This window comes from Paenibacillus sp. J22P143, assembly GCF_059692035.1.
Genome location: NZ_JCAUAQ010000005.1, coordinates 1 through 26,619, shown reverse-complemented (window position 1 = coordinate 26,619; position 26,619 = coordinate 1). Strand labels below are relative to the sequence as shown.

At 41.2% G+C, this 26,619-nt stretch carries 28 protein-coding genes and 2 pseudogenes; 26 read left to right on the top strand and 4 right to left on the bottom strand.

Translation table 11 applies throughout. The features are described from left to right. The first annotated feature begins 12 nt into the window (after nt 1-12). The 6 genes and pseudogenes from AC58PQ_RS11095 to AC58PQ_RS11070 all read left to right on the top strand — a co-directional run bounded on the left by AC58PQ_RS11095 (nt 13) and on the right by AC58PQ_RS11070 (nt 5,113). Nucleotides 13-645: an acetyltransferase gene (locus tag AC58PQ_RS11095; RefSeq protein WP_497242003.1), complete on the top strand. Its 633-nt coding sequence runs from the start codon at nt 13-15 to the stop codon at nt 643-645. Nucleotides 646-666: 21 nt separating this feature from the next. Beyond that, complete coding sequence (locus tag AC58PQ_RS11090) at nt 667-1,836, top strand: DegT/DnrJ/EryC1/StrS family aminotransferase (protein ID WP_497242002.1); 1,170 nt, start codon at nt 667-669, stop codon at nt 1,834-1,836. A 415-nt stretch (nt 1,837-2,251) separates the two neighbouring features. After that, nucleotides 2,252-3,448 (top strand): annotated as a pseudogene (gene glmS / locus AC58PQ_RS11085) (glutamine--fructose-6-phosphate transaminase (isomerizing)); the annotation flags it as partial. Nucleotides 3,449-3,456: 8 nt separating this feature from the next. Continuing rightward, nucleotides 3,457-3,798 carry a helix-turn-helix domain-containing protein gene (locus tag AC58PQ_RS11080; protein WP_497242001.1) on the top strand — a complete coding sequence of 114 codons (342 nt, stop codon included), beginning with the start codon at nt 3,457-3,459 and terminating at the stop codon, nt 3,796-3,798. Between the two features lie 20 nt (nt 3,799-3,818). Next, on the top strand, nt 3,819-4,619 hold the full coding sequence (locus tag AC58PQ_RS11075) for a class I SAM-dependent methyltransferase (protein ID WP_497242000.1): 801 nt from the start codon (nt 3,819-3,821) through the stop codon (nt 4,617-4,619). A 152-nt stretch (nt 4,620-4,771) separates the two neighbouring features. Further along, nucleotides 4,772-5,113: a helix-turn-helix domain-containing protein gene (locus AC58PQ_RS11070; protein ID WP_057312984.1), complete on the top strand. Its 342-nt coding sequence runs from the start codon at nt 4,772-4,774 to the stop codon at nt 5,111-5,113. A 19-nt stretch (nt 5,114-5,132) separates the two neighbouring features. Here AC58PQ_RS11070 and AC58PQ_RS11065 read toward each other — a convergent pair whose 3' ends face one another. Further along, a complete protein-coding gene (locus AC58PQ_RS11065) occupies nt 5,133-5,306 on the bottom strand; it encodes an anti-repressor SinI family protein (protein ID WP_497242196.1) in 174 nt (57 codons plus the stop codon). 197 nt (nt 5,307-5,503) lie between these two features. Between AC58PQ_RS11065 and AC58PQ_RS11060 the strand changes: the two genes are divergently transcribed. Further along, nucleotides 5,504-6,370 (top strand): metallophosphoesterase, encoded by an 867-nt coding sequence (locus tag AC58PQ_RS11060; RefSeq protein ID WP_497241999.1) that lies wholly within the window; start codon nt 5,504-5,506, stop codon nt 6,368-6,370. 52 nt (nt 6,371-6,422) lie between these two features. On the opposite strand, the gene AC58PQ_RS11055 is transcribed toward AC58PQ_RS11060, so the two are convergent. Next, nucleotides 6,423-6,836, bottom strand: coding sequence for a hypothetical protein (locus AC58PQ_RS11055; protein ID WP_497241998.1), 414 nt, complete (start codon nt 6,834-6,836; stop codon nt 6,423-6,425). A 251-nt stretch (nt 6,837-7,087) separates the two neighbouring features. On the opposite strand from AC58PQ_RS11055, the gene AC58PQ_RS11050 reads away from it, so the two are divergent. Continuing rightward, nucleotides 7,088-7,594, top strand: a complete 507-nt coding sequence (locus AC58PQ_RS11050) for a tyrosine-type recombinase/integrase (protein ID WP_497241997.1) — start codon at nt 7,088-7,090, stop codon at nt 7,592-7,594. 31 nt (nt 7,595-7,625) lie between these two features. Here AC58PQ_RS11050 and AC58PQ_RS11045 read toward each other — a convergent pair whose 3' ends face one another. Further along, nucleotides 7,626-7,994, bottom strand: a complete 369-nt coding sequence (locus tag AC58PQ_RS11045; RefSeq protein ID WP_497242195.1) for a helix-turn-helix domain-containing protein — start codon at nt 7,992-7,994, stop codon at nt 7,626-7,628. Between the two features lie 624 nt (nt 7,995-8,618). Here AC58PQ_RS11045 and AC58PQ_RS11040 point away from each other — a divergent pair. From AC58PQ_RS11040 to AC58PQ_RS10975, 14 genes and pseudogenes are all read left to right on the top strand, one after another. Further along, nucleotides 8,619-9,632: an LCP family protein gene (locus AC58PQ_RS11040; protein WP_497241996.1), complete on the top strand. Its 1,014-nt coding sequence runs from the start codon at nt 8,619-8,621 to the stop codon at nt 9,630-9,632. A gap of 361 nt (nt 9,633-9,993) precedes the next feature. Next, nucleotides 9,994-10,170, top strand: a complete 177-nt coding sequence (locus AC58PQ_RS11035; protein WP_497241995.1) for a hypothetical protein — start codon at nt 9,994-9,996, stop codon at nt 10,168-10,170. 129 nt (nt 10,171-10,299) lie between these two features. Next, entirely contained in the window at nt 10,300-10,746 is a 447-nt protein-coding gene (locus AC58PQ_RS11030) for a hypothetical protein (protein WP_497241994.1), read from the top strand. Then, nucleotides 10,740-11,398, top strand: a pseudogene (locus AC58PQ_RS11025) (tyrosine-protein phosphatase). Before AC58PQ_RS11030 ends, AC58PQ_RS11025 begins: the two are co-directional and overlap by 7 nt. Before the next feature lie 68 nt (nt 11,399-11,466). Next, nucleotides 11,467-12,222 (top strand): YveK family protein, encoded by a 756-nt coding sequence (locus AC58PQ_RS11020; protein WP_497241993.1) that lies wholly within the window; start codon nt 11,467-11,469, stop codon nt 12,220-12,222. Then, the gene (locus tag AC58PQ_RS11015; RefSeq protein WP_497241992.1) at nt 12,203-12,892 is read left to right on the top strand and encodes a CpsD/CapB family tyrosine-protein kinase; all 690 of its coding nucleotides are present in this window, start codon (nt 12,203-12,205) and stop codon (nt 12,890-12,892) included. The genes AC58PQ_RS11020 and AC58PQ_RS11015 overlap by 20 nt, the downstream gene beginning before the upstream one ends. Before the next feature lie 255 nt (nt 12,893-13,147). After that, on the top strand, nt 13,148-14,041 hold the full coding sequence (galU, locus tag AC58PQ_RS11010) for a UTP--glucose-1-phosphate uridylyltransferase GalU (RefSeq protein ID WP_497241991.1): 894 nt from the start codon (nt 13,148-13,150) through the stop codon (nt 14,039-14,041). 11 nt (nt 14,042-14,052) lie between these two features. After that, nucleotides 14,053-14,745: a sugar transferase gene (locus AC58PQ_RS11005; RefSeq protein WP_497241990.1), complete on the top strand. Its 693-nt coding sequence runs from the start codon at nt 14,053-14,055 to the stop codon at nt 14,743-14,745. A gap of 92 nt (nt 14,746-14,837) precedes the next feature. Beyond that, nucleotides 14,838-15,296, top strand: coding sequence for a PssD/Cps14F family polysaccharide biosynthesis glycosyltransferase (gene pssD / locus AC58PQ_RS11000; RefSeq protein ID WP_497241989.1), 459 nt, complete (start codon nt 14,838-14,840; stop codon nt 15,294-15,296). Beyond that, nucleotides 15,293-15,772, top strand: a complete 480-nt coding sequence (pssE, locus tag AC58PQ_RS10995) for a PssE/Cps14G family polysaccharide biosynthesis glycosyltransferase (RefSeq protein WP_497241988.1) — start codon at nt 15,293-15,295, stop codon at nt 15,770-15,772. Before pssD ends, pssE begins: the two co-directional genes overlap by 4 nt. Nucleotides 15,773-15,787: 15 nt before the next feature. Next, nucleotides 15,788-16,846, top strand: a complete 1,059-nt coding sequence (locus AC58PQ_RS10990; protein WP_497241987.1) for a glycosyltransferase family 4 protein — start codon at nt 15,788-15,790, stop codon at nt 16,844-16,846. A 53-nt stretch (nt 16,847-16,899) separates the two neighbouring features. After that, a complete protein-coding gene (locus tag AC58PQ_RS10985; RefSeq protein WP_497241986.1) occupies nt 16,900-18,210 on the top strand; it encodes an O-antigen ligase family protein in 1,311 nt (436 codons plus the stop codon). Then, nucleotides 18,191-19,747 carry a murein biosynthesis integral membrane protein MurJ gene (gene murJ / locus AC58PQ_RS10980; RefSeq protein ID WP_497241985.1) on the top strand — a complete coding sequence of 519 codons (1,557 nt, stop codon included), beginning with the start codon at nt 18,191-18,193 and terminating at the stop codon, nt 19,745-19,747. The genes AC58PQ_RS10985 and murJ overlap by 20 nt, the downstream gene beginning before the upstream one ends. Continuing rightward, nucleotides 19,744-20,952: a polysaccharide pyruvyl transferase family protein gene (locus AC58PQ_RS10975; protein WP_497241984.1), complete on the top strand. Its 1,209-nt coding sequence runs from the start codon at nt 19,744-19,746 to the stop codon at nt 20,950-20,952. Before murJ ends, AC58PQ_RS10975 begins: the two co-directional genes overlap by 4 nt. Before the next feature lie 118 nt (nt 20,953-21,070). On the opposite strand, the gene AC58PQ_RS10970 is transcribed toward AC58PQ_RS10975, so the two are convergent. After that, nucleotides 21,071-21,499, bottom strand: coding sequence for a DUF2621 domain-containing protein (locus AC58PQ_RS10970; protein ID WP_497241983.1), 429 nt, complete (start codon nt 21,497-21,499; stop codon nt 21,071-21,073). A gap of 122 nt (nt 21,500-21,621) precedes the next feature. On the opposite strand from AC58PQ_RS10970, the gene AC58PQ_RS10965 reads away from it, so the two are divergent. The 4 genes from AC58PQ_RS10965 (at nt 21,622) to ppnP (ending at nt 26,287) form a co-directional block, all read left to right on the top strand. Continuing rightward, nucleotides 21,622-22,749, top strand: coding sequence for a deoxyribonuclease IV (locus AC58PQ_RS10965; protein WP_497241982.1), 1,128 nt, complete (start codon nt 21,622-21,624; stop codon nt 22,747-22,749). A gap of 35 nt (nt 22,750-22,784) precedes the next feature. Then, nucleotides 22,785-23,684, top strand: a complete 900-nt coding sequence (purU, locus tag AC58PQ_RS10960; RefSeq protein WP_497241981.1) for a formyltetrahydrofolate deformylase — start codon at nt 22,785-22,787, stop codon at nt 23,682-23,684. 185 nt (nt 23,685-23,869) lie between these two features. Next, nucleotides 23,870-25,891, top strand: a complete 2,022-nt coding sequence (gene tkt / locus AC58PQ_RS10955; RefSeq protein ID WP_497241980.1) for a transketolase — start codon at nt 23,870-23,872, stop codon at nt 25,889-25,891. 78 nt (nt 25,892-25,969) lie between these two features. After that, the gene (gene ppnP / locus AC58PQ_RS10950; protein WP_497241979.1) at nt 25,970-26,287 is read left to right on the top strand and encodes a pyrimidine/purine nucleoside phosphorylase; all 318 of its coding nucleotides are present in this window, start codon (nt 25,970-25,972) and stop codon (nt 26,285-26,287) included. The last annotated feature ends 332 nt before the right edge of the window (nt 26,288-26,619 follow it).

Sequence of the window (26,619 nt, the reverse complement as noted above, 5' to 3'; positions counted from 1 at the left end):
AAGTGATAGGTTGTGCAGTTTGTCGTGATTGGTGAAGGTGGTCACAGCAAGGTAATTAGAGAAATAATTCGAGTAAACAAAGCCAATGAAATCGTCGCTATTTTAGATGATAAGTATGATGCCCTCATTTCGAACAATGGTTTGTATCAGGGGCCAATTTCCTCAGCACATCAACTACTTGGTCTCGGAAATGAGTTGAAATGGGTTGTTGCCATTGGCAATAACGAACGAAGAAAGTCAATCATTGCGTATCTAGGCATACCCCATGAGCACTTTGCAACCCTAATCCATGAGACAGCAGTCATTAGCTCAAGTGCGTCCCTAGGTCATGGAACAGTCATTATGGCTAACACGGTTATTAATGCAGACGCACATATTGGTCACCATGCCATTATTAATACAGGGGCAATCGTCGAGCATGATTGTCGGATTGAGGATTATGTTCACATTGCACCTAGGGCAACGTTGACTGGCGCTGTTGTTATCAAGGAAGGAAGCATGTTAGGGGCAGGAGCGACAATCATCCCTGGCAAACAGGTTGGCGAATGGGCTATGGTAGGAGCGGGAGCAACGGTTATCCATGATATTCCCTCGTACCGGACAGCCGTAGGAACCCCAGCGATACTAATTAACCAAAAGAATTGAATGAAAGGTGTGGTTCATCTCATGTTTACCAACAAAAAAAGAATCTATCTGTCCCCCCCGCATATGAGTGGTAATGAATTAGCGTATATCCATGACGCCTTTGATACAAATTGGATCGCTCCGCTAGGCCCGCATGTCGATGCCTTCGAGAAAGAGCTAGCAACTTATGCGGGTCTTGTTGATGCGGCAGCAGTTAGTTCGGGAACAGCAGCCATTCACCTTGCGTTGCGGTTATTGGAGGTTACAGAAGGGGATACCGTCTTTTGTTCAAGTTTAACTTTTGTGGCTAGTGCCAATCCAATTGTCTATTTAGGAGCAACGCCTATTTTTATCGATTCAGAGCCAGAAACGTGGAATATGTCCCCGCAGGCTTTGGAACGTGCTTTGAATGATGCAGCTCGTAGTGGGAAATTGCCTAAAGCGGTCATTGTCGTTAATTTATATGGTCAAAGTGCCAAAATGGACGAAATCTCAGCCCTATGCAAATCATTTCAGGTGCCAATCGTTGAAGACGCGGCAGAATCCTTAGGATCGACCTATAAAGGAAGAGCAAGCGGATCATTTGGCAAGTTTGGCGTCTATTCCTTCAATGGCAATAAGATTATCTCCACATCAGGCGGAGGAATGCTGGTCTCTAACGATATTGAGGGGCTGAACAAAGCGCGCTTTCTAGCCACACAGGCTCGAGACTATGCTCCTCATTATCAGCATAGTCAGATCGGCTATAACTATCGTATGAGTAACGTGTTGGCAGGGATTGGCCGGGCGCAGCTCGCTGTTTTGGAAGAGAGAGTTATCGCTAGACGTGTTGTATTTGCACGCTATTATCATGAATTGGCTCATTTGCCTGGTATTCAATTTATGCCGGAGTTGGCGGATACGCGATCTAATAGATGGCTGACAGCATTGATAATCGATGCCAAGGAGGCCGGTGTGACAGTTGAGTCATTAATAAATCTCCTGGCGGAAGAGAATATTGAGGCTCGTCCAGTTTGGAAGCCGCTGCATATGCAGCCTCTCTTTGATGGGGTAGCATATTACCCGCATAGTGAAAATGACAATGTGTCGGAGCGATTATTCCAATCAGGCTTATGCCTGCCATCGGGTTCTAGTATGACGGAAGAAGAGCAAGATCGAGTCATTGCTTGTATTCAGAAATCTATACTTAAAGCCAAGAGTATTAGTGCGTAAAATTGAGCTTGCCTACTTATTTTTGTCCATTTTGGCGCGATGATGAATTATTTTCTGGAATAAAGTTATTTTCATTTGTATGTCAAGACAGTCTCGATAGAGGATATAATTGTAGTCATGCATGAATTTATGGTACGCATGTATCACCTTTTTCCATACGTTGATCCCAAATGAGGTCATGTCATGATCCCCCCTTCTGTACAAACGTATGAGTAAATAGATAAATCTATTCAGGTATAACTAAATACTGTCTTGTTGTTCTTTATTAAGAATCATGGATGAGGAGGCTATACGAATGTGCGGAATTGTGGGATATATCGGGAGTCAGGACGCGAAGGGAATTTTGGTAAAAGGATTAGAAAAGCTAGAAAATCGAGGGTATGATTCTTCGGGGATTGCGATTTTAAACGACAGCGAATTGATGGATGAAGAGATGGTTATTCTTCGCCAGCACGCCAAAACAATCAAAAATTTGAATGGAGAAATCATTCAAAGAAGACCTTTTCAAGTAAAGCTGGATGCCAGCGATATGGAGAAAGGTCTATACCCGCACTATATGTTGAAGGAAATCGATGAACAACCATTGGTGATACGCAAGGTGATTTCCAAATATCAGGATAGCCAAGGCGGAATGCGAATTGACCCGCAGTTGCGTGAACGCGTGAAAATGGCGGATCGTATCTATATCATTGCTTGCGGGACTAGTTACCATGCAGGATTGGTCGGTAAGCAACTGATCGAGAAAATTGCAGAAATTCCCGTTGAAACGCATATCGCCAGCGAGTTTCTGTATAATAGGCCCATTCTCTCTGCAAATCCACTGTTTATCTTTATTTCGCAGAGTGGTGAGACAGCAGATAGCAGGGGGGTATTGGTAGCGATTAAACAGATGGGCTATCCGAGTGTGACGATAACGAATGTACCAGGCTCAACGTTATCTCGCGAAGCAGACTATACGTTGCTGACACATGCAGGGCCGGAGATTGCGGTGGCTTCAACTAAGGCCTACACGGCACAAATTGCCGTATTAGCCTTATTCGCCTTCGATAGTGTAAGAGGGAAAGGCAGGGAGCAGCTGCAGGACATCAATCCTTTCCATGAGTTGAGCATCGCCGCGAACGCGACGGAAATCTTAATTAATAAGAAAGAGATGATGGAAGAGGTCGTTTGGCAATATCTCACTTCCTCGCGGAATTGTTTTTTTATCGGTCGAGGGGTAGATTATTATGTTGCTTTGGAAGGCGCGTTAAAGCTAAAGGAGATTTCCTACATTCAAGCGGAAGGGTTTGCAGGTGGAGAGCTCAAGCATGGCACAATTGCTTTAGTGGAGGAGGGGACGCCAGCCATTGCACTCATCACGCAGTCTCATATTCGCGCGAATGTTCGAAGCAATGTACAAGAAATGAGGGCACGTGGCGCTAATGTTTGTATGATTAGCATGGAAGGAATAGAGGAGAGAAGTGATCAGATTGTTCTGCCTGCCGTTCATGAGCTTCTAACTCCCTTGGTTTCCGTTATTCCCTTACAATTAATCGCGTATTACGCAGCCAAATATCGAGGCTGTGACATTGATAAGCCTAGAAATCTTGCCAAAAGTGTCACTGTGGAGTGATGATAACGATGATTGGACACAACATATCGAGTATTCGTAAGCAAAGGGGGTATACGTTGTCCGAGCTTTCGGAACGGACAGGTATTTCCAAGTCATATTTAAGTAACATTGAGCGGAATTTAAAGCAGAATCCTTCCATTCATGTGATAGAGAAAATCGCCTTGGTTCTCAAGGTTGATTTGAAAATACTCTTAAAAATTGCTGTTGAAGTGGAAGCTACACAGCAACATGATCAGGAGTGGTTGGATTTTGTTGCAGATTTAAAAAAGTCAGGAATCAAAAAGGAACGAATCCATGAGTTGAAAATTTTAATAGAGTTTATGAAATGGCATAATGATAATGTGACTTAGTTTTGAAGGGACTTGGGCATATGAATGCTAAAATAGGTATGCAAATTTTTGGAACTGCGAAGAAGATGGTTAAGGAACATCGATCTTCCAAAAGTCCAATCATTAGATTTGGAGTATCCATCTTGTATGTTTTATGGAATGCATCCAAAACTACGATACGCGTGTGTGTCGATGCGAATTTTCGCTCTATCCTTTTTTTGCAATTGTTAAACTCTATGAATGTTCATCAAACGACAACCTTTACCTATATGGATCGGTATCCTAGAATTTTCTCAGCATGTCGCGACTATTTTAATGGTAAACAAGATCTAAAGATACTTTCTTACGGGTGCTCGACAGGAGAAGAAGTTTTAACCCTTCGTAAATATTTTCCTACTGCGCACATAATAGGTGCAGATATTAACAAAAGCAACCTTGAAATATGCAGAAAGCTTCCTGTAGACGAGAAAATTACCTTTGTATATTCTAAACTTAGTGAAATTCAAAAGTATGGAGATTTCGATGCAATTTTTTGCATGGCAGTTTTGCAACGAAAGCCCCATTACATTGCAGAAAAAGGCATCAGTAGTCTAAAAAAAATCTATCCCTTTGAAAAGTTTGAGCGACAGATTTTAGAGTTCAATGAGTTGATCAAACCCCAAGGATTACTGATTGTGCACTTCACGCAATATTCAGTTTGGGACACTACTGTAGCCTCAAAGTATGAAGCCTTAGGTAATCATAATCAGAATGAATATTTATCACCAGTATTTGATAAAAATAGCGATGTAGTAAGAAACCCAGCCCCAATGAACAGTATTTTTATTAAATTGCACAAATAAAATCCTAAAATATTAATTAAAGGTAGGTAAGTAAAAACTAGCCCCTCAGGGGGCTAGTTTTGTTCTTTATTAGGAACAATATTTGTTCTTTACAAGGAATTCTGTTATACTAATAGAAGCAACTACTACATTTAAATAAGGGAAGATCTAATATGATAGGTAAACGAGTACAACAATTAAGGAAAGAGAAGGGCTTGTCTCTCACCGAATTAGCTGAACGGGCAGGCGTGGCTAAATCCTATATTAGCAGCCTGGAGCGAGATATCCAGAAGAATCCTTCTATTCAGTTCCTAGAAAAGATTGCAGCTGTATTAAAGGTGCCTGTTGACCGACTTATTGATGATCAGGAAGAAATCGTTGTAGGTGAACGAGAGTTAGATGAGGAATGGTATGAAATCATTAAAGAAGCAATGACGTCTGGTGTAGATAAGCAGCAATTTCGGGAGTTTTTAGATTTTAACAAATGGAGAATGAAGCGACCTAACGATGAATAACTAACGTTGCTTTGCGAATCTATGGGGACATACAAGGATCATTTTCATTCGTGTTCAGTATTTGTTTCTTAGGGTGGAGGGGGCTTCTTAGGAATGCGCGGATATCTTCCATAGTAAGTCCCATCTTACGCGCGCTCATGATGAGATTGATCCACTCTACATCATATTCTTCTATATCCATCTGCTTTAGCATGTTCACAACCGACCCCTCCAAAACTTCCTGTGTAAGATACGCTTCGTATCGTTACAAGTATTATCGCATGTTTTTTCTCCGAAATCAATCCCACTTACATTAAAATTATACAAACTGTATCATTACTTGAGATGGAGTTTTTCCTTTATTTTGTAGAATAGAGATGTCTTTAGACCTATTAAAGAAGGGGATGCAGCATGGACGATACACCCTTAAGTCGCAGGTCATTCCTCAAGCATAGTCTATTGACTGTTGGCTCCTTAGGGATGTTAGTGGGGATGAGTGGTGCATATGGTATTTTTGGTGAGCGGAATTGGATTGAGACAACAACGGTAAAATTATCATACAAGCGCTACCCAACTTCGTTTGCAGGTATGCGAATCGTACAGTTTAGCGATACGCATATTAGCAAGTATTATGGTTTATCTCATTTATCTAAACTGGTTGAGCTGCTGCAGCGACAAGCGCCTGACATCCTTGTCTTTACTGGTGATTTATTTGATTCCAGTCAAGGAGAAATAACGAATGACGTTATCCCAATTCTATCTCGACTCCAGGCTACACATGGGAAATTTGCAGTATTAGGCAATCATGATATGCGTATGGATGCAGAACGAATAACGGATGTGCTGGAACAATCTGGTTTCAATGTGCTAATCAATGATAGCCGAACAATCAGCCGAGGTGACGATAGCATTCATATCGTGGGCATAGATGAAATGTTCCAGGGTAAACCTAATTTACCCCACGCGCTGCGAGATATCGAACAAGATGAGTTCGTTCTCTTACTTGCACATGAGCCGGATTTTGCCGATATGGCTTGGAGATATCCTGTCGATTTACAGCTTTCGGGTCACAGTCATGGTGGACAGATTCGTATTCCATTTTACGGCAGCGTATTTACGCCAGATCTAGGCCAGAAGTACTCGATTGGCTTATACAGCTTCGAAGATAGTGAGTTCCATGTGTACACTAATCGCGGTATAGGTACAACACTATTTCCCATTCGATTTAATTGTCGACCTGAAATCACTGTATTTGTTCTCGAGACAAAGATCACATAAACGCAAAAACTCCGCTGCTGGGAGATTTCAACAGCGGAGTTTTTCTATCTAATTAATAGCAGAACCATTTTTTCCAAATATCGTAGGAATCTTCGCATTCAATATCTTCGAAATCGAAATCATCCCAACAATCTTCCCAATCATCATCGTCCCAGTCGTTATTGTTGTGATTGTTGTTGTCTTTGTCCTTGTCATTATCCTTGCCTTTGTCCTTGTCATTATCTTTGCCTTTGTCCTTGTCATTATCTTTGCCTTTGCCTTTGTCCTTGTCATTGTCATTGCTGTTACTATTGTTGCCATATGTATTTGAACTGAAAACTTTACTTAAATTATTCATAAATTGGGATAGTAGACTATTCTTCTGTGAATTTCCGTTATCATAGCCTGAAGCAAAGGCTGATGCAGGAAATAGAATGGTAGTCAGCAGCATGACAATAAGCGGTATTCTTAGCATTTTCTTGAACATGGATGGCGCAACCTCCTTTCTTGAATAGTATGGTAGTATAACAGAAAAGTTCTTTATTAAGAATTATACTTTGAATTTTCGGGTTTGAGAACAGCGAAAGGCATAGATCATTTCTTAAATTTATGATACAATATGTAACATAATAGTTATAAAGGGAGTGGTGTGTCAAAAAAATGATATATTTACCCATCGACAGATACATAACGTAACATATCCTGTGGAACTAATTAAAGTATGGTGAGGTGCAAAGGATGCAAGTTGTTCAACCCATTAGAGAACAAGAAAAGATTGAGCAGATTCAGGAAGTATTGAAGGAACAATCCGTTCGTGACTGGCTTCTTTTCACAATTGGAATTAATTCAGGACTCCATCTGAGTGATATTCTCTATTTAAAAGTGAAAGATGTGATGGATCGAAATGTTGTGAGCGTAAGAGAGGAGAAAACGGGGAAAGTAAAGACATTCCAGCTTTCTTCGCAGCTGAAGGCTTATATTAAGGAATATGTCCAATATATGGATGAAGACAATTACTTATTTCCTTCCCAACGCACCGGTTACCCTATCAAGCGAATTCGTGTGTATCGGATTCTTAATCAAGCTGCAAAGCAGGTAGGCTTAACAGATATAGGCACGCATACCCTTCGGAAGACCTATGGCTATCATTACTACCTCAAAACGAAAAATGTCTCTGTACTTAGAGATTTGTTTAATCAGTCAGCACCATCAGTGACTTTAAAGTATATCGGTGTCAACAATTAATGGAAGGCTGAGCGTTGTAAGCAGTTAGTGATTATTCTAACGAACGCTCAGCCCTAACAAAAGCAATGAATCGTCTAGCTTCCTCAGCAGATAATCGCTTTCCATCTACAGTTAATGAAAACTTTTGTAAGATGCCTTCATCTGTTAAATCCAGATTTTCGACAAAGTCACGCATATCTTCATCCAAGACGGTCTGTTGAAGGTTCGTACGCCCTAGCAAATAGTCGATAGAAACATTGAAAAAGTTAGCAATCTTATTAATAGTTTCATAATCGGGTTCGCGGCGATTGGTCTCGTAGTGAGACAGGGATGCTCTGGAAATCCCTATTTTGATTGATAAATCCTCTTGGGTTAGTCCTCTTTTTTCACGTAAGAGTGCAATACGATCTCCATACTTCAGCTTGATCAGTCCTCACTGTTCGTAATTACTTCAATTATTATATCCACTATCATGAACGAAATATACCAGGAGATAATTATATCAAAGCATAGATTCATTTGACTAGATACAAAATGTATTAAAATGATTCCTCATCTTGAAAAGATACGAAATGTATCATATAATGAATGATAAATACATATTGTAACAGGTTGCGACATTTAGTCATATATCAAGGGGTGAGAAGTCATGATTAATTTTGAAAAGGTCTTTTGTATCGAATGTAACGAATTAATGGATAGGTGTAATGCAAAGAAGATCTTTAAGACAGGCTACTATCAGACAACAATTCCCCTGGCTCATTGCATGAAGTGTGAAATGATGAATGCCGTGTACATTCCAAGCTTTATCGAAGGAATGGCTACTGCAAGTTGGATTTGAATGGATAAGGCGGGATCAACATGAGAGACTTGAAATGGACTTGTATTCACTAATAGGCCACGTTCTCTTTGAGGCATAAGAGACGTGGCTTATTGTTTGTTTCACTCTCTGATTTATTGGTTACGAGTAACGTACTTGTATTTCTAACTTTGCAATGATACAATACGTATCTAATAAATGGATAAAGTTAAAGGGAGTGACTACATGCGTCGTTGGGTAGTGTACACTGCAGGCTTTCTCTTTGTTGGATTCCTAGGTGTCGGAGGGAGGATTTATTGGAAGTATGAGCCGAGTCATCATTTTGATCAAACCGAATTGCCTGTTTTGAGTAAGCCAGCAGCAGTTGAACAGAAGACCACAACAGAACCAACACCTCAATCTACACCTCAATCTACATCTCAAACTACGCTACAATCTTCGCCATCAGCAACGCAAGCAAAAACGATCAAAGCTTTTAATGTCCTCCTCCTAGGGACGGATGCAAGAGGAGACGAAAATTCGAGGTCAGATGTCATCATGGTTTTACATATCATCCCGGAGAGCCGCAAGGTGAACATTGTCTCTATACCCCGAGATAGCCGAGTTCAGGTGGAGGGTGTCGGTTACACCAAAATCAATCACGCACATATTGTTGGTGAGATGAAAGGAGGCAACGAAGCGGGAACACAAGAAGCGCTTCAAACCGTTAGTGATTTCTTAAATGTCCCGATAAATTATTATTTAAAAACTAACTTTAAAGGCTTCGAAGATTTCATCGATACCATTGGAGGTGTGGATGTCGAGGTCACCAATGACGTATATTTATTACATTCGCAAACGACGTTAGCCAAAGGACGGCAGCATATCGATGGTAAATTGGCCTTGAGCTTAGCACGGGAGCGATACGCATTCTCGGATGGTGACTTCGGCAGGCAAAACGAGCAATCACAGATTCTAAAAAATGTGGCACAGGAAATATTAAGGCCGGAGCATATTGGTGAAATTGCAAGCTTGTTAAGCAAAGTTAGGAAGGATATCGTCGATACCAATTTCAGAGACAGCGATCTCATTAGCTTAGCTTGGCTTTTTAAGGGGATGACAGCAGCGGATTTTACAACGAAACAGATTCCAGGACATAGTGGCTATGAGATGGATCCTTTGGTGCAATCACGTTTGTACTTCTGGATTCCTGATATGGATCAGGTTAAACAAATCAGCAACACGTTACTTAAGGATTAGCATTAAACGGTGAATTTTACGAGTTAAGTACGTATGTGTAGATACGAAATGTATCTAACAACAAGGCAATTTTCAAAAAAAAGAAATAGTCCTTGCCATAAAGAATTCTATCAGAATTGGGTGCGCTTACAAGATTGCTTTTCAAATAGTTGCTTGATTCTTATCATATCCAATGGGATATTGGCATAACTTTGAAAACAAACGATGTTACTTTCATGAGAGAAAAGCTCTTGATTTTTGATCTAGCGAACGCTGAAATTTGCAAAAAGCCCTTGACAAGATACAATATGTATCATAAATTGGGGATATATTATCGAAATTATGTCAGAAAACATTACATCGTTGAGGGTGGTGTTCTTTTATGGCAAAAGATAAGCCGGTATCACTTGACATCAAAGATGTTTTAAGACATTTGGGATTGGATATGAAGCAATTTATATTGTGGAGTGAAAGCCAATCTAAGCATGAACCCCTTGCTACTCAAGCGGAAGTCTCCTCTACCACAAGTGGAAATCCTAATTGCCTTACGGGAAATTAGATTCTACACACCCACGTTTCATGTTAAATACTCCAGTGGTTTCTCAGGCAGTAAGTTCCATTCACGTAAAATGAAAGTCTGTAGTCGGGTCCATAATGATACACTATGTAACATTTAGGAGGAAAAAAGATGACTACAAGCTTTGCTGAAGGTTACAAGGAAGAAATTCTTTTGCAATATCCCTGTTATGGGTTGATGAACATTAAGCAGATCAATCACAGACAGATGGCCACCAAGAGTGCACCTTTCAAAGTAATCGGTATTAGCCTGTGGAGAATGGACTTTATTACTTATTTAAGCCTACCTATTGATGAAAATGTAATTTGGTATTTTCAATTTAAGTTTCATAACGAAGAAATATCTCTATGTGGCATCATTCGTGAAAGTAGCCAAGTAGAGAATGGATATCTGTATCGTGTGGAGTGGTTGGAGGAAGAACAATCTCTCGGTGCAATCCTGTTGCAATCCTTAAGAACTTGGGAAAGTAAATGCAGGCTCAATTTTAAGAAAGCTGTACAGGGATATGTCAATTCCATGCCTGTAGAGAGAGCAAGACTGGTGGATATGTCATGTTGATTGATACCCATTGTCATATTCTTCCTGGCCTTGATGATGGTGCCGAAAGTCTAGAAGAAGCCATTGCGATGGCTAAAAATGCTGCTGATGAGGGGATTTATACAATTATAGCTACCCCGCATCATGGTGATGGTCGACACGAGAATCCCGCATCGGTTGTCGACCATGCAGTGAATGAACTCAATACGGAACTCGAGAGGCGACGGATTCCGGTCCACGTTCTTCCGGGTCAAGAGGTAAGGATCTACAAAGAGTTGTTGTATGAAGTACACTTACTAGGTCTTACGGTTATCCTTGCGCATCCCGAAAGGAATATTGATTTCATGAGCAATCCTCGCCTTCTCCATCAACTCGTTGAGCAAGGCTGCTTATGCCAGATTACTTCGCAATCCATTATAGGGCTGTTTGGGCGTAAATTCAAAAGTTCGCTATTCAGTTATGTAAAATGAATGTAGCTCACCTCATCGCATCTGACGCTCATAATGTGAGGAATAGAAAGAATCGTATAGTCGATGCATTTGCCTACTTGCATAAACATTTGGGCCACGATGTTGTAGAGAGTTACAAGCGTAACGCTGCTTGCGTTGTGCGTAATGAAACGATTTATGGTGAGCCTACTCGCTACCAGCGGAGGTTGTGGTCGTTCGAATGATGTTTATTCTCTATTTATTTAACAATGGTTAATAATTCAGTACATCAAATTACTTAGTGGAGGTCACCATGGAAATTGAATTAAAACAATACTTGCTTATTGTTCAGAAGAAGTTATGGCTAATTGGTTTCATCGTGCTTCTATCCAGTATCGTAACGGGTATTGTGAGTTATTACTTGATTGCACCACAATACGAAGCGAGCTCTAAGATCATTGTAAATAAATCAAGTGAAAGTCTAGGCAAAGATAGCATCGACTATGATTCTTTACGAACGAATGCCTTGCTGATCAAAACCTACAAGGAAATTATTCAAACGCCTGCGATTCTCGATAAAGTCGTGGAGAAATATCCGGAGCTTGGTCTAACTAGTCGCGAATTAGTCGACATGATTAGCGTGAACTCAACAGTAGATACCCAAGTTATGACCCTAACGATCAAGAGTTTATCCTTGGATAAGGCATCACGGACGGTAAATGCAGTTGCTGAGGTATTCAAGAATACGATTCCTTCCATTCTGAAAGTAGATAACGTCATTATTCTCAATGAAGCGAAGCCAGCAGATCATATGGCCCCAGTTTCCCCCAATATAAAAGTAAATATCGCGATTGCGTTCGTCGTTTCACTCATGCTTTCTATTGGTATTGTGTTCCTTATAGATTATCTAGATGATTCCATCAAGTCAGAAAGAGACATTGAAGTGTACTTAGGCTTACCTATACTTTCAACGATTGCCAATGTGAAACCGGAAGAGTTGCAAGGCAAAGTACAATCTAAATCACAACGAATGGTAGGGGATACGGTATATGCGAACGCCAATCAATAAACATCCACTGATCACAGAACTTCTCCCCAAATCTCAAGTATCCGAATCGTATCGGACCTTACGAACAAACATTCAGTTCTCTTCCATTGATCGCAAGATTAAGACGTTACTCATCACTTCCTCACAGCCTGGTGAGGGTAAATCAACGACAGTTGCTAATTTATCAGTCGCTTATGCACAGGAAGGAAAGAAAGTACTAATTATTGATGCCGATTTAAGGAAACCAACGCTCCATCATTATTTCGGTGTTTCCAATCGATATGGATTAACGAATGCCATTGTGAATCGCTCACATGTAGATGAAATAGTTTTAGAAACGCTCATTGAGAATTTATTCTTAATTCCATCAGGTCCAGTTCCTCCGAATCCTTCAGAATTGCTCATGTCTCAGAAAATGACTTCCTTCTTAGCGGATATGGGTACTAAATTCGATGTCATTCTTATTGATTCCCCGCCCATATTAGCGGTAACAGATGCGCAAATTCTAGCGACGAAATGTGATGGCGTCGTGATGGTGATTCGGGAAGGTAAAGTCAAACGGGATGTGGCTAAGAAAGCGATTGATAACTTGGATAGAGTGCAAGCCAAGATCCTAGGTGTCGTGCTCAACAATAAGCATTATAAGAAAAGAGATGCGGCTTACTACTATTACTACGGTCAGAAGGAATAAAGAAGCTGCATTCAATGAGCAGTGGGTCATGTCTACTATACCCTTATCAAGGAAGACACTCGTTCATGCCGTGGGCTTAGTGCCTTAGACGTTAAGCGTCGGTGGTGTGGAGTGAGGCGGGGTTGAATGCCCTATCATTTCTTTATTAGAAACTCGAGGCATGTTGTTTTCATCTGTAAAACAACATGCTTCGTTTTTTTAAGGCATTCCTAGAGAGAGAACTAGTAGATAAAGAACTATTTTAGGAGGAGTACGATGGAGAGAACCGTAAGAAAAGCCATTATTCCTGCAGCTGGTTTAGGAACCCGATTTTTGCCGGCAACCAAAGCAATGCCTAAAGAAATGCTGCCAATCGTAGATAAACCTACGATACAGTACATCGTGGAGGAAGCGATCGAATCAGGGATTGAGGACATTATTATTGTTACGGGTAAAGGAAAGCGTGCCATCGAAGACCATTTTGACAATGCCTTTGAATTAGAATACAGCTTAGCGGAGAAAGGGAAGTTAGAGCTACTGGAGGAAATTCTCAGGCCCGCGAAAGTAGACATTCATTATATTCGTCAAAAGGAAGCCAAAGGGCTAGGTCATGCAGTTTGGTGTGCGCGTCGATTTATTGGTAACGAGCCTTTTGCTGTGTTGCTAGGCGATGATATTGTAACGGCGGACGTACCTTGTCTCAAACAGTTGATGAATCAATATGAAAGGACACAATGTTCGGTCATAGGGGTGCAGCCTGTTTCTGAGGAAGAAACCAAACGTTATGGGATCATAGATCCTATTAATCGGAATGGGAAATTATATCAGGTTCGAAATCTTGTGGAGAAGCCACTGCCAGGGACAGCGCCTTCCAAGCTTGCCATAATGGGACGTTACATTCTTACACCTGAAATATTTGAATTTCTCGACCTCCAGGAGCGAGGGGCCGGCGGAGAGATTCAGTTGACAGATGCCATTTCCAAACTGAATGAAACACAGAATGTGTATGCCTATCATTTTAACGGGATTCGGTATGATGTGGGTGAAAAACTAGGCTTTATCCTTACTTCCTTAGATTTCGCTCTCCGAAATAATGAGTTAAGAGTACCACTTTTACAGGCGCTTAATGAAGTTCTGAAACGTGAAAAGTCACCTCGTGCAATTGGTTAGGAGGGGAACGAATGTCCAATTTATCCAACGATACATCGGTGATAGAGACAAACCAATACTATCCAAGAACAAAATGGAAAAACGCAGATAGTTCGATGGTTTACTATTTATTTGCTAAACGATTATTGGATATTGTGGGTGCGAGTTTCGGATTGCTCTTTTGTTTACCCTTGTTCATTGTGCTAGCTATACGAATTAAATTAGAAGATCCAAAAGGACACATTTTCTTTCATCAGCAGCGGGTAGGAAAAGATGAGAAAGTGTTCAACATGTATAAGTTTAGATCGATGGTATCGAATGCGGAAGAGCTGCTGGAAGATCTACTCGATCAAAATGAAGTTGAGGGTCTTATGTTTAAAATGAAGGAGGACCCCCGCATTACTAGAGTAGGGAAGTTAATGCGAAAAACAAGCATGGATGAACTTCCACAATTATGGAATGTGTTGAAAGGCGATATGAGCTTAGTAGGGCCCAGGCCGCCAGTTATTCGTGAAGTTGAGCAATACAGCACATACCACAAGCAACGTTTGCAAGTTACTCCTGGCTGTACAGGGTTATGGCAGGTTAGTGGTAGGAATGATATTGGGTTTGAGGAAATGGTGGAATTGGATTTGAGGTATATTCGTGAACGTAGCTTTGTATTTGAATTGAAAATTATTTTCAGAACATTTGGTGCCTTGCTCGGTTCTAAAAATGCATACTAAATAGCGTCCGAATACATCCATTAGCGTGAGGGTAACTGGGGGTACATTACCCAGTTATCTTCGCTTGTTTCCACAAAAAGGAGAGAATGAACATGAAAATTTGTTTAGCTAGTTCTACTGGAGGACACTTGGGTGAATTGAGGAAGTTAATTCCGGCAGTTGCCGAACATAACTACTTTATTATTACGGAGTTAAGTGAGATGAGTAGAAACTTAGAAAACGAAGAAAGGGTATATTTTTTTGCTCAGCAGGAAAGAAAGAATCTACTCATCCTTATGCATTTGCTCATTAATCTGTTTATGTCCATGTATATCTTAGTTAAAGAACGGCCCAAGGTTATTATAACTACCGGAGCAGGTGCTGTACTAGGGCTCTGTTTGCTAGGGAAAATTTTCGGGTCAAAAATTGTATATATTGAAAGCTTTGCCAAGGTATATACGGCAAGTGTAACTGGTAAGCTGATTTATAGAATTGCAGATCAATTCTATATCCAATGGGAGCAATTAAGTGAAGTTTATCCTGAAGGAATGTACAGGGGGAGCTTATATTGATTTTCATAACGGTAGGTACACAGAGATTTCAATTCAATCGATTGTTAAGTTCAGTAGGTCAATTAGTAGAAGAGGGAGTAATTACAGATTCCGTCATCGCTCAGATTGGATATTCCGATTATAAGCCCAGGAATTACACGTATTCCGACTTTTACAATCCAGAAGAGATCGATCGATTATCAAGCGGGTGCGATGTATGTATTACGCATGGTGGCATCGGTTCTATTCTAAATGCGCTCAAGTATGAGAAGAAAATAATTGTCATGCCTAGACAGAAATCATTTGGCGAGCATGTAGATGATCATCAATTTGAAATTTCAACAGCTTTTCAAGAGAAAGGCTATATCAAAGTTGCTGAAAATGTGGATCAATTAAGGGCACTTCTTACTCAGATCGACGATCTGCATTTCACCAAATACATACAAGAGGAATCAAACCTCCTTTACGCAATTAAGGCTTATATACAAACCTTATAATAAGAGGGGAATAAGATGAAATCTAAAATACTCGTTGTAGGTTCATCGTTAAAGGATATGGGTGGAATCGTTACTGTAATTAGAAATATGGAACAATCTGTTCTCGCCGAAAGATATGATCTAATCAGGGTCGAAACGTATATTTCAGGGAGCGTATTCGCTCGCTTGCACATTTTTATAAGGGGACTGTTTCGTTACTTATTTCAGTTAGTATGGAATAGGCCAGATATCATTCACATTCATATGTCAAATGGTGGGAGCTTTTATAGAAAATCGATTTTGGTGATGATTGGTAAAATAGCTAGATTACCCGTAATCCTGCATATACATGCAGCCAGCTTCGATGATTTTTACAATGCCAATATTTTTCAAAAAAAATATTGTCAGTTCATTCTCAACGCCGTTGATGTATTAGTGGTCTTGTCGAAAGAATGGCATCATTATTTCTCTACCATTGTACCTAATCAGCGAATAGAAATTCTTTACAATGGTGTTTTTAAAATGGAGGAAGAAATAAGCAGGACGAATTCGACTCCGACTTGTCTGTTTCTTGGGAGACTAGGGGAGCGAAAAGGAACGTATGATTTGCTTATCTCCATAAAAAAGTTGAAAGAACAAGGGGTTCGAAGTAAATTCCTATTAGCTGGGGATGGGGAAATTACTGAAGTCACAACTAAATTGAAAGAATATAACATCGAAGACATGGTCGAGGTGCTAGGTTGGATTAATCTCGATGAAAAGGAAGAACTGCTGAGAAAAGTAGATTTGCTAGTGTTGCCCTCGTACAATGAAGGGCTGCCGATGGCCATCTTAGAAGCCATGAACTTTTCGTTGCCAGTCATTTCAACTTACGTAGGGGGAATACCGGAGCTTATCAAAAATGGGGAAAACGGTTATCTCATTGAGCCCGGTGACATTAAGGGATTAACCAAATCATTAGAATTGCTAATCAATGACAGAAATACGATTGTTTACATGGGAGAAAAGAACAGGAAACTGATTCATTCTAGATTTGATATCAATATGTTAATGAATGAATTAGCTCACATCTACCAAAGACTCATTTTTAAATAACAAATAGCATCTAAAAGGACTGATCCATAATGAGCTTGACTATGAGATGTACCTTGTGCTTTTTTTTATTCATGTTTGTCCAGGATCTTATCAATGTCAATATTAACAGCACGTTAGGTAGCTATTTGTCTTATGTAGATGAATTATTCGTCATAGGCGGCATATGTATCATCCTTGTTAAATCCAATTTTAGAATTAAGAAAAGTACACTGATCTTGGCGTTAGTCATGATGGGTGTTCTATTTTTTGGACTACTGTCTAGTGCCCTTCATCAAGTACCAATAAGTACGACATTAGCAGGAGGATTATTAACGATAAAGGGATTTCTATTATTTTTTATTTTTAAAAACCTAAAAATCAACGAAATGAATATTCAGAAAATGATACGTCTTTTCAAGGTGCTTGGTGGTATAGCAGCGATTTTTGCGATTGTTGATTTCTTGTTTCAAGAGCGTTTTCGTAATTTCTTGCATACGAATAATCTAGTAGATGCCAGATCTAATTTAGTAAGTGTTCAATCCATTTTCATTCATCCGGGAACATACGGCTGGTTTATGGTATTTATAGGCTTGTATTATTTGGCCAATTATCTAGTTCGAAAACAAAAGAAATCACTTGTCTATACGATTGTTTTCTTCGTGTTCGCGTTTCTTTCACTGCGATTTAAGGTGTTGCTGGCTATAGTAGTTATTTTAACTTTAGTTGCCATGAAGAAACGCGTATACACGTTAGCGCTTGCGTTCTTAGGTATAGTCATCTTTTTGTTTTTTGGAGATGTGATACAAAATCTGACCACGTTAACCATCGACAGATACATTTCTGTAGACTACATGGAATCGGCCCGTAAGGCCTTGTATCACACTGGATTTACAATTGGTCTACATGATTTTCCTCTAGGTGAAGGCTTTGGAAGATTTGGTAGTTGGATTGCCAGAGTGGACTATAGTCCTGTTTATTATGAATACGATCTACAACGCGTATACGGTTTGAGCCCAGATGATCCGAAATGGGCTACAGATACGTACTGGCCATCCCTCATTGGGGAAGTTGGTATATTGGGAACGATCCTATTCATTACTTTCTTCATCTATGTCATGAGAGGTATTTATGTGAAATTGCATGACGCCAGTGTCAGCAAGAATGGGAAAGTGTTTCTACTCTTTTCCTTATTCATCCTTATTCAGAGTTTGATTGAATCATTGGGTGAACAAATATATAATGGCTCTCCACAATATATTTTTATTTTTGCTGTCATGGGGATGGCTGCCTCTCAGATGGAAAAAGAAGAAGTCTTACAAACTAGCCATTCGAGCGTACAATTATATACCAGAAGGAAGTATTCCTATGACTCGAGTCCTGTTTAAAACCGGGTTAGTCTTATTTTTGGTTACAATGGTAAGTAAGTTACTTGGATTTACAAGAGAAATACTGATAGCCAAAAATTATGGAACTTCTTCTCTTGCGGATGCTTATTATGTTGCATTAACGCCATGTATGTTAGCCATTACGTTTTCTATCACACTTAGCAGCGTTTTTCTTCCCTTATTCGTTAATTTTGCTTCTGATAAAAAGAAATCAAACTTATTCACGAATAATGTCCTATTCATGTTCTTCTCTATTTTTATTGTGGCTTATACGATTGTGATCGTATTTACGCATCACTTCATTTATTTTCTTGCGCCTGGCTTAACAGAGGAAGCAGAAAACATGGCTGTAACACTTGTGAAAATATTATTCCCTCTAGTGTTTATTGTCATAGCTATTCAAATCTATACCCTAATGTTGAATACCTTTCATGATTATATTGCTTCAGCTGCTAGCATTCTTCCTAATAACCTCATTATTATTGCTTATCTTTGGTTATTCGCAGATAAGTACGGTATTGTAGGTGTCGCTATTACAATCCTGGTCTCTTATGTACTACAGCTTGTCATTCTTTACGTACTGATCAGGCGTCATAAGTATAAAGTCGTTAAAAATGTGGAGGTTTGGCATACAAGCTCTAAGAAATTCTTACTATTGCTGTATCCCATCTTGATTAGCTCTGGCTTCACGCAATTTAATTCTGTCGTAGATCGGATATTGGCTTCAGGAATATCTGAGGGGGCAATTACGGCATTATCCTATGCATTTAATTTAAGAGGCATAGCGACAGGTATATGTATTACTCCTGTCATTACACTTACCTTTCCTGAACTGTCACGGCTTTCGCATAACAAAGATTACGAAAAAGTGATAACACTTACTCAAAATAGTTTGTTTTCATTGTTTATTCTTCTTATGCCTCTTACCGTCATATTTATGTCGTTCAGTCATGTCATCGTACAAACGCTCTTAGAAAGAGGGAGCTTCGATTCGAATGCTACGAATATGACTTCCACTATTTTTTGGGCTTATTCCTTAGGGATCATCGCAATAGGATTTAGAGAGGTGACATTGAGAGCTTTCTATAGTTACGGAGATACGAAAACACCAACGTATACGATGATTTCTGGAGCATTGATAAATAGTGTACTCAGTTATTTCTTAGTGAAAAGCATGGGGGTAATAGGGATCGGTTTATCAGCAAGTATTTCTTTTATCATCATAGCTATTATTATGACGATCTTACTTAAAAAGAAGCTAACCTCCATATGGTCGAAGGATTTTATCACCAAAGTGATTAAACTAACTGTGGCCATGGGGGGATGTGGAATAGCACTCTATTCACTCAAAATGGTCCATGTATTCGGCAGCTTATTACTAGAGAATAAATATTACGCATTAATTGGATTGAGCCTATATACACTGTTTGCCTACTTCATTTTTATAGTTCTATTAATTGTCATGAAAGAAAAAGACATTGTAGTCTTAATGAAGAAGCTAGCATTGAATAGAAAAAAGGAGATGAAACTCGGATGAATATCTTAATTATTAATGCCCATTCTTCCAAGAATAAAGGAGATGCAGGAATTGTTCTTTCGATGATTGACGCAATAAAAAAACACAATATGGAATGCAGTATTCGAATTCATAGCAGATTTCCGGAAATCGACAATGAATTCTATGAAGAACCAGTTACATCATGTGTCGATAACGTCTCTATTGACCCGGATACTTCGAAGATAGAAAAGATTGGATCGGTGTTAAAGCTGTTACCGTATTTGAAGAATCTAAGAAAAATAAAGTCTGATGATTATGAATGGGCTGATGTGGTTGTAAGTTGTGGAGGGGGATTTTTACTTTCACATCGATTTAGTGTAGCGCTTATGCAGCATTTGGTTCAAATTAAAACGGCTTTTAACTATGGCAAGCCAGTTGTTATTTATTCACAATCCATTGGCCCTTTTTACAATAAGTATATGCAAATGTTGGCTAAGGAAATTCTCGATAAAGTGGACAGAATCTTTCTGAGAGAAGCGGTTTCCAAACGATGGCTTGAGAAAATCGGATGTAGGAATAAGAACGTAGTATTAGTTCCTGATTCCGCTTTCTCTATGCGTGAAATTATTTCTCCGCGTATAGATAGAATTATAGATGGAATCAAGGAGTCACATGATGGCCCCATAATTGGCTTCACGGTTAGGGACTGGAATTTTCCAGAAGTGAAAGATACCCAAGCATACAAGTCCAAATATATGGAAAGCATAAGATCTGCGATTCAGTATCTTCATCAGAAGTATATGGCGAAGGTATTGTTAATGCCTCAAGTGCTGGGGCCCAATGCTTTTAATGATGATAGAATCATTAGCAGAGAAGTTCTAGAAGGTGTAGACGCTCAAATTGCTGAATTGCTGGAGTTTGATTTCCATCCGCGGGAATTGAAATATTTATATTCTAAAATGGATATGTTTGTCGGAACTAGAATGCACTCCAATATTTTTGCGCTCTCCAATCATATACCTACTGTAGCTATAAATTATGAACACAAAACAAGAGGCATTATGGAAATGCTTGATTTACATGATTATGTGGTAGATATCTCGGAAATTGAGCCCGAGTCATTCATTCAGATGATAGATAACTGTTGGCTGAATAGGAAAGAGCTGCAGGCTAAGCTTGCCAAAGAGATTCCTTTCGTTGTGGAAGAAGCTGAGTTACCTGCCCAAATTCTTAGAGCCTTATAAACTAGCTTAATAGTAATATGATAAATGAACTGTTGATACAGTTCCTAAAGAAATCTCCTTTTAGCGCGCTCATTCATGAAAACACGCCCTCTTCAAAAAAGAGGACGTGTTTCATTCACTAACTCAACAAATGCTTATATGCACTATAATCAATCTCCTGCTTCTCCAGAAAACTCGTCAAACTCCTATAATCGCGCTTCGGCGTTGCTAGGATATACCCCTCAATGCAATGCTCCCTTGTAACTTCCTCTGCATTAGCCTCTAAAGCAACTTGTCCAATTCGCGCGGCAATCGAATGCTTGGCAATATCACGGAAAGCTGTCGGTACAGGTGAAACTAACTGGTCGAGGAATGCTTTGGAATCCGCTGTCCAGAGATGCCGTGAGTTGTCCACGTAATGATTCTGCCAATCGAGCTTGGATTTGCCATCCTCTTTCGGGAGTACCTTGAGAAACTTGCGAAACATGAAATATCCGCCTACCGACATGAAGAATAGCAGCACGCATACCCAGAAAATGATGAACCACATGAAAAAATCATTCGCCATTTATTTGTCACCTCACTAATTTGCTTCAAATAGATAGTAAGAATTATACCTTATTTCTAGATTTCTTGCGACAATACGAGTAAAATAGGAGGGTAGCAGCTACTAATAAAGGAGTTATGACCATGCCTAAAATTGGATCACACGTTTCGTTCTCAGATAAAGGCTTACTAAATGCAGCAGAAGAAGCCGTTTCCTACGGATCATCTACGTTTATGATATACACAGGCGCACCGCAGAATACGCGCCGTAAACCGATTGAAGAACAGTATATTGAAGAAGGCAAAGCTTTGATGGACAAGCACGCGATGAATGAAATCGTTGTCCATGCGCCGTACATTATCAATTTGGGTTCTTATAAGGATGATACCTTTGAACTCGCAGTGCGTTTCCTTCAAGAAGAAATCCGTCGCACGGATTATATTGGGGTACGTAATATTGTACTTCATCCAGGTGCTTACACGGACAAGGATGCGGACTATGGGATTGACAGAATTGCAGATGGTTTGAATGAAGTGCTTGCTGGCGTCAAAGATACGAATGTTAACATTGCCTTGGAAACAATGGCAGGCAAGGGGACAGAGATCGGCCGCAGCTTTGAAGAAATCGCGGAAATTATGGAGCGCGTAGAGTTCAACAACAAGCTGACAGTTTGTATGGATACTTGTCATATTCATGATGCCGGTTATGATATTGTGAATGATTTGGACGGGGTTCTCCATCATTTTGATCGTACGATTGGTTTGGAAAAGTTAGGCGTTATCCACTTGAATGACAGTAAAAACCCGCGTGGAGCAAGCAAAGATCGCCATGCGCCGCTCGGTTCAGGTTGGATCGGTTTTGAGGCGATGAACAACATCGCGAATCATGAGAAGCTGCAGCATTTGCCGATGATTCTTGAGACGCCTTGGATTGGGAAAGAAGACAAAACCCAGCGTCCGATGTATGAAGTGGAAATTGCGTTGCTGTCCGGTAAATTAAGTGGACGTTTCGGTGGTGAATTTCTGGATCACGTGGAGCGAATTGACTTTTTGATGAACAAAAAGGATATTCACTTCCGTGATTTCGTTCTCAAAACATGGGAACTGCTCAAAAATGATGCCAAAGCGAAGAAAGCAGACGGACGCGAGCCGTTGGAGCGCTTGTACGATATTCTTCATGAGGAGCAACTTTTCGCTGATCTTAGCGAAGAACAAATCAATCAACGTCTGATTGTCTGGCTTGCTGGGAATGACATCCTGAAGAAGGCTTAGCCTTCGCTCAGACAGAAATCGCTAGGGGGATAAACATGGAAGCGGGAACCACGAATAACTCAATTCGCCGGGAGAGCGAATTGTTGAATAGAGCAAGAATGCTAATTTCTTGCCCGGATCAGCCGGGAATTGTTGCAGCCGTATCGCAATTTTTATTTGAATACGGTGCGAATATTGTGCAATCTGATCAATACACGATGGATCCAGAGGGCGGCATGTTTTTCATCCGAATTGAGTTCGATTTGGCGGAGTTAGCGAGTCGAGTCGAGATGTTAAGAAGTGATTTCTCAATCGTTGCAGATAAGTTTTCGATGAACTGGAGCCTTTCCTTGGCAAGTCAGAAGAAGCGGATTGCGATCTTCGTATCGAAGGAAGACCATGCGTTGCTTGAGCTATTATGGCATTGGCGTGCAGGGGATCTCAACGCCGACATCGCGATGGTGATCTCTAATCACGATGACATGCGATCACTGGTTGAGCCGTTCGGGATTCCTTTTCATCACATCCCTGTTACCGCGGCTACCAAAGCGGAGGCGGAGCAGCGCCAGCTAGAAGTGATTGGCGATGGCGTCGATGCTATTGTGCTTGCTCGCTATATGCAGATTGTTTCACCATCCTTCATCACACATTATGCGAATCGCATCATCAATATCCACCACTCCTTCCTACCTGCGTTCGTAGGTGGAAAGCCTTATGCCCAAGCGCATAACCGCGGGGTGAAAATTATAGGAGCTACGGCGCACTATGTGACTGACGAGTTAGACGGTGGACCTATTATTGAGCAAGACGTTCAGCGCGTTAGTCACCGAGATAATGTCGAAGATTTGAAACGAATCGGTCGCCATATCGAGCGGATCGTACTTGCACGAGCAGTAGCTTGGCACGTAGAAGATCGAATTATCGTGCATAATAATAAGACGGTTGTGTTTAATTAAAGTGAATTGGGTTGTATCCATTTATGGGTGCAGCCTATTTATATATAGGCGAAAAGTATAACATTTTAACGGGTTATTGTGGCAAAGCCTTAAAGCAAATGGTACAATAATGCAAGCGAGAATCGTCACTTGTATGTACAAGTACGAACAGACGACAATATAGTAATAATGGAGGGAATACTCGAATGACTGCAACAAATAAGACAATTGAACAATTAGCCGTCGACACGATCCGTACACTCGGTATCGACGCGGTCGAAAAAGCGAAATCAGGCCACCCAGGTATGGTAATGGGAGCTGCACCAATGGCTTACGTGCTATGGAAACAGCATATGAAACACAATCCTTCGAATCCAAAATGGGTGAACCGTGACCGCTTTGTACTGTCTGCAGGACACGGCTCCATGCTTTTATACAGCTTGTTGCACTTATGTGGATATGATCTTCCAATGGAAGAGATCAAGAACTTCCGTCAATGGGGAAGCAAAACCCCTGGTCACCCAGAGTACGGTCACACGGCAGGTGTAGATGCTACAACGGGTCCACTTGGACAAGGTGTAGGTATGGCAGTGGGTATGGCGATGGCTGAAGCTCACTTGAGAGAGACTTACAACAAAGAGAACTACCCAGTAATCGATCACTACACGTACGCGATTTGCGGCGATGGCGATATGATGGAGGGCGTTTCTTCCGAAGCGGTTTCCCTTGCAGCTCACTTGAAATTGGGCAAATTGATCATGATGTACGATTCCAATGATATTTCGCTTGATGGCGAATTGAATATGGCATTCTCTGAAAACGTGCAAGCACGTTTCGAAGCTTACGGTTGGCAAGTATTGCGCGTAGAAGAGCAAAACGACCTTGCTGCGATCTCCAAAGCAATTGCAGAAGCGAAAGCTGATACGACGCGTCCTACGTTGATAGAAGTGAAAACGACAATCGGTTTCGGGTCCCCGAACAAAGGTGGTAAAGGCGGACACGTTGGACCGCACGGTTCACCACTTGGCGGCGACGAAGTGAAATTGACGAAGCAAGCATACGGCTGGCCGGAAGAGCCGGATTTCCATGTTCCGGACGAAGTACGTGCACACTACGCAGAAATTCAAAAAGAAGGTACTGCAGCTGAAGAAGCTTGGAGCAATCTTTTGAATGACTACATAAAAGCCTACCCAGAGCTTGGCAACCAATTCAGCGCTGCTGTAAGTGGCGAACTGCCAGCTGGTTGGGATGCAGATCTTCCGAAATACACGACAGAAGACAAGCCTATGGCGACTCGTGTTGCTTCTGGTAATGCGATCAACGCTGTTGCAGGCAAATTGCCACAACTCATCGGGGGTTCCGCGGATCTAGCGAGCTCGAACAACACGATGATCAAAGGCGAATCCAACTACAGCGCTAGCAACTATGCTGGACGCAACGTATGGTTCGGGGTTCGTGAGTTCGGTATGGGTACAGCGATGAACGGTATGGCTCTTCATGGCGGAGTCAAAGTATACGGAGCAACTTTCTTCGTATTCTCAGACTACCTGCGTGCATCCATCCGTCTAGCAGCGCTTATGCAGCTTCCAGTTATTTACGTTTTAACGCATGATAGCATCGCGGTTGGTGAAGATGGACCAACGCATGAGCCGATCGAGCAATTGCCGGCGCTTCGCGTTATTCCGGGCATCACAGTGATCCGTCCTGCAGACGGTAACGAGACTTCCGAAGCTTGGCGTTACGCGATTTCCCAAGCCAAAGGACCAGTAGCGCTTGTCTTGACTCGTCAAAACTTGCCGATCCTTCCAGGTACAGTTGAAGGAGCCAAAGCGAACCTAAGCAAAGGCGGATACGTGGTATCCGACGCTGCTAACGGTAACCCGGATGCTCAAATCTTGGCAACAGGTTCCGAAGTTCAACTAGCTGTCGCGGCGCAAAAATTGCTGCAAGCTGAAGGCATCAACGTACGCGTTGTCAGCCTACCGAGCTTGGAATTGTTCGAGAAACAATCCAAAGAATACAAAGATTCCGTTATCTTACCAGGCGTGAAGAAGCGTCTTGCTGTTGAGATGGCATACCCACTTGGCTGGGAGCGTTACACAGGTGACGAAGGTTCAATCCTTGGAATCTCCACTTTCGGAGCATCCGCGCCAGGGGATACGGTTTTGAAAGAATACGGCTTCTCTCCAGAGAACGTAGCAGCACGCGTGAAAGCATTGTTAGGCTAATCAATTTGCAGGGGCTCAGCTTGTCTGAGCCTCGGCTTACACTTATTCGTAGTCACTTTAGAGGGGGAAATATTAATCATGTCCAGCTTTGAAAATGTAACCGTACTTACGAAAGCCAATGTTTATTTCGATGGAAAAGTAACGAGCCGCACTGTACAATTCGCAGACGGCACGAAGAAAACGCTTGGTATTCTGCTTCCAGGTGAATACGAATTCGGAACAGATGTAAAAGAAATCATGGAAATTCAAGCTGGTGAGCTGAACGTATTGCTTCCAGGCAGCAGCGAGTGGATCACGATCAATGGCCAAGGTGAATTCACCGTGCCAGCGAACACGAAATTCAAGCTCGAAGTGAAAACTGTAAGCGACTATATTTGTTCGTATATCGCAGAGTAATCTGCGAGTGTGAAATAGCTCTCGTCTTCCCTCGGTGCAAACCGGTGAAGGCGGGAGCTTTTTTGTGCCCGCCAGTGCTCGAACTGGCGGGAGGAGTGCCTAATATGAGTGGTGAACCACTCTTATTCCGCCTTAATCCGCGTGAAACGCGGAAATAAGAGCGGTCAGCCGCTCTTAAAGATCCCGCCAGCGCTCGAACTGGCGGGAGAAGTGCCTAATAAGAGTGGTGAACCACTCTTATTCCGCCTTAATCCGCGTGAAACGCGGAAATAAGAGCGGTCAGCCGCTCTTAAAGATCCCGCCAGCGCTCGAACTGGCGGGAGAAGTGCCTA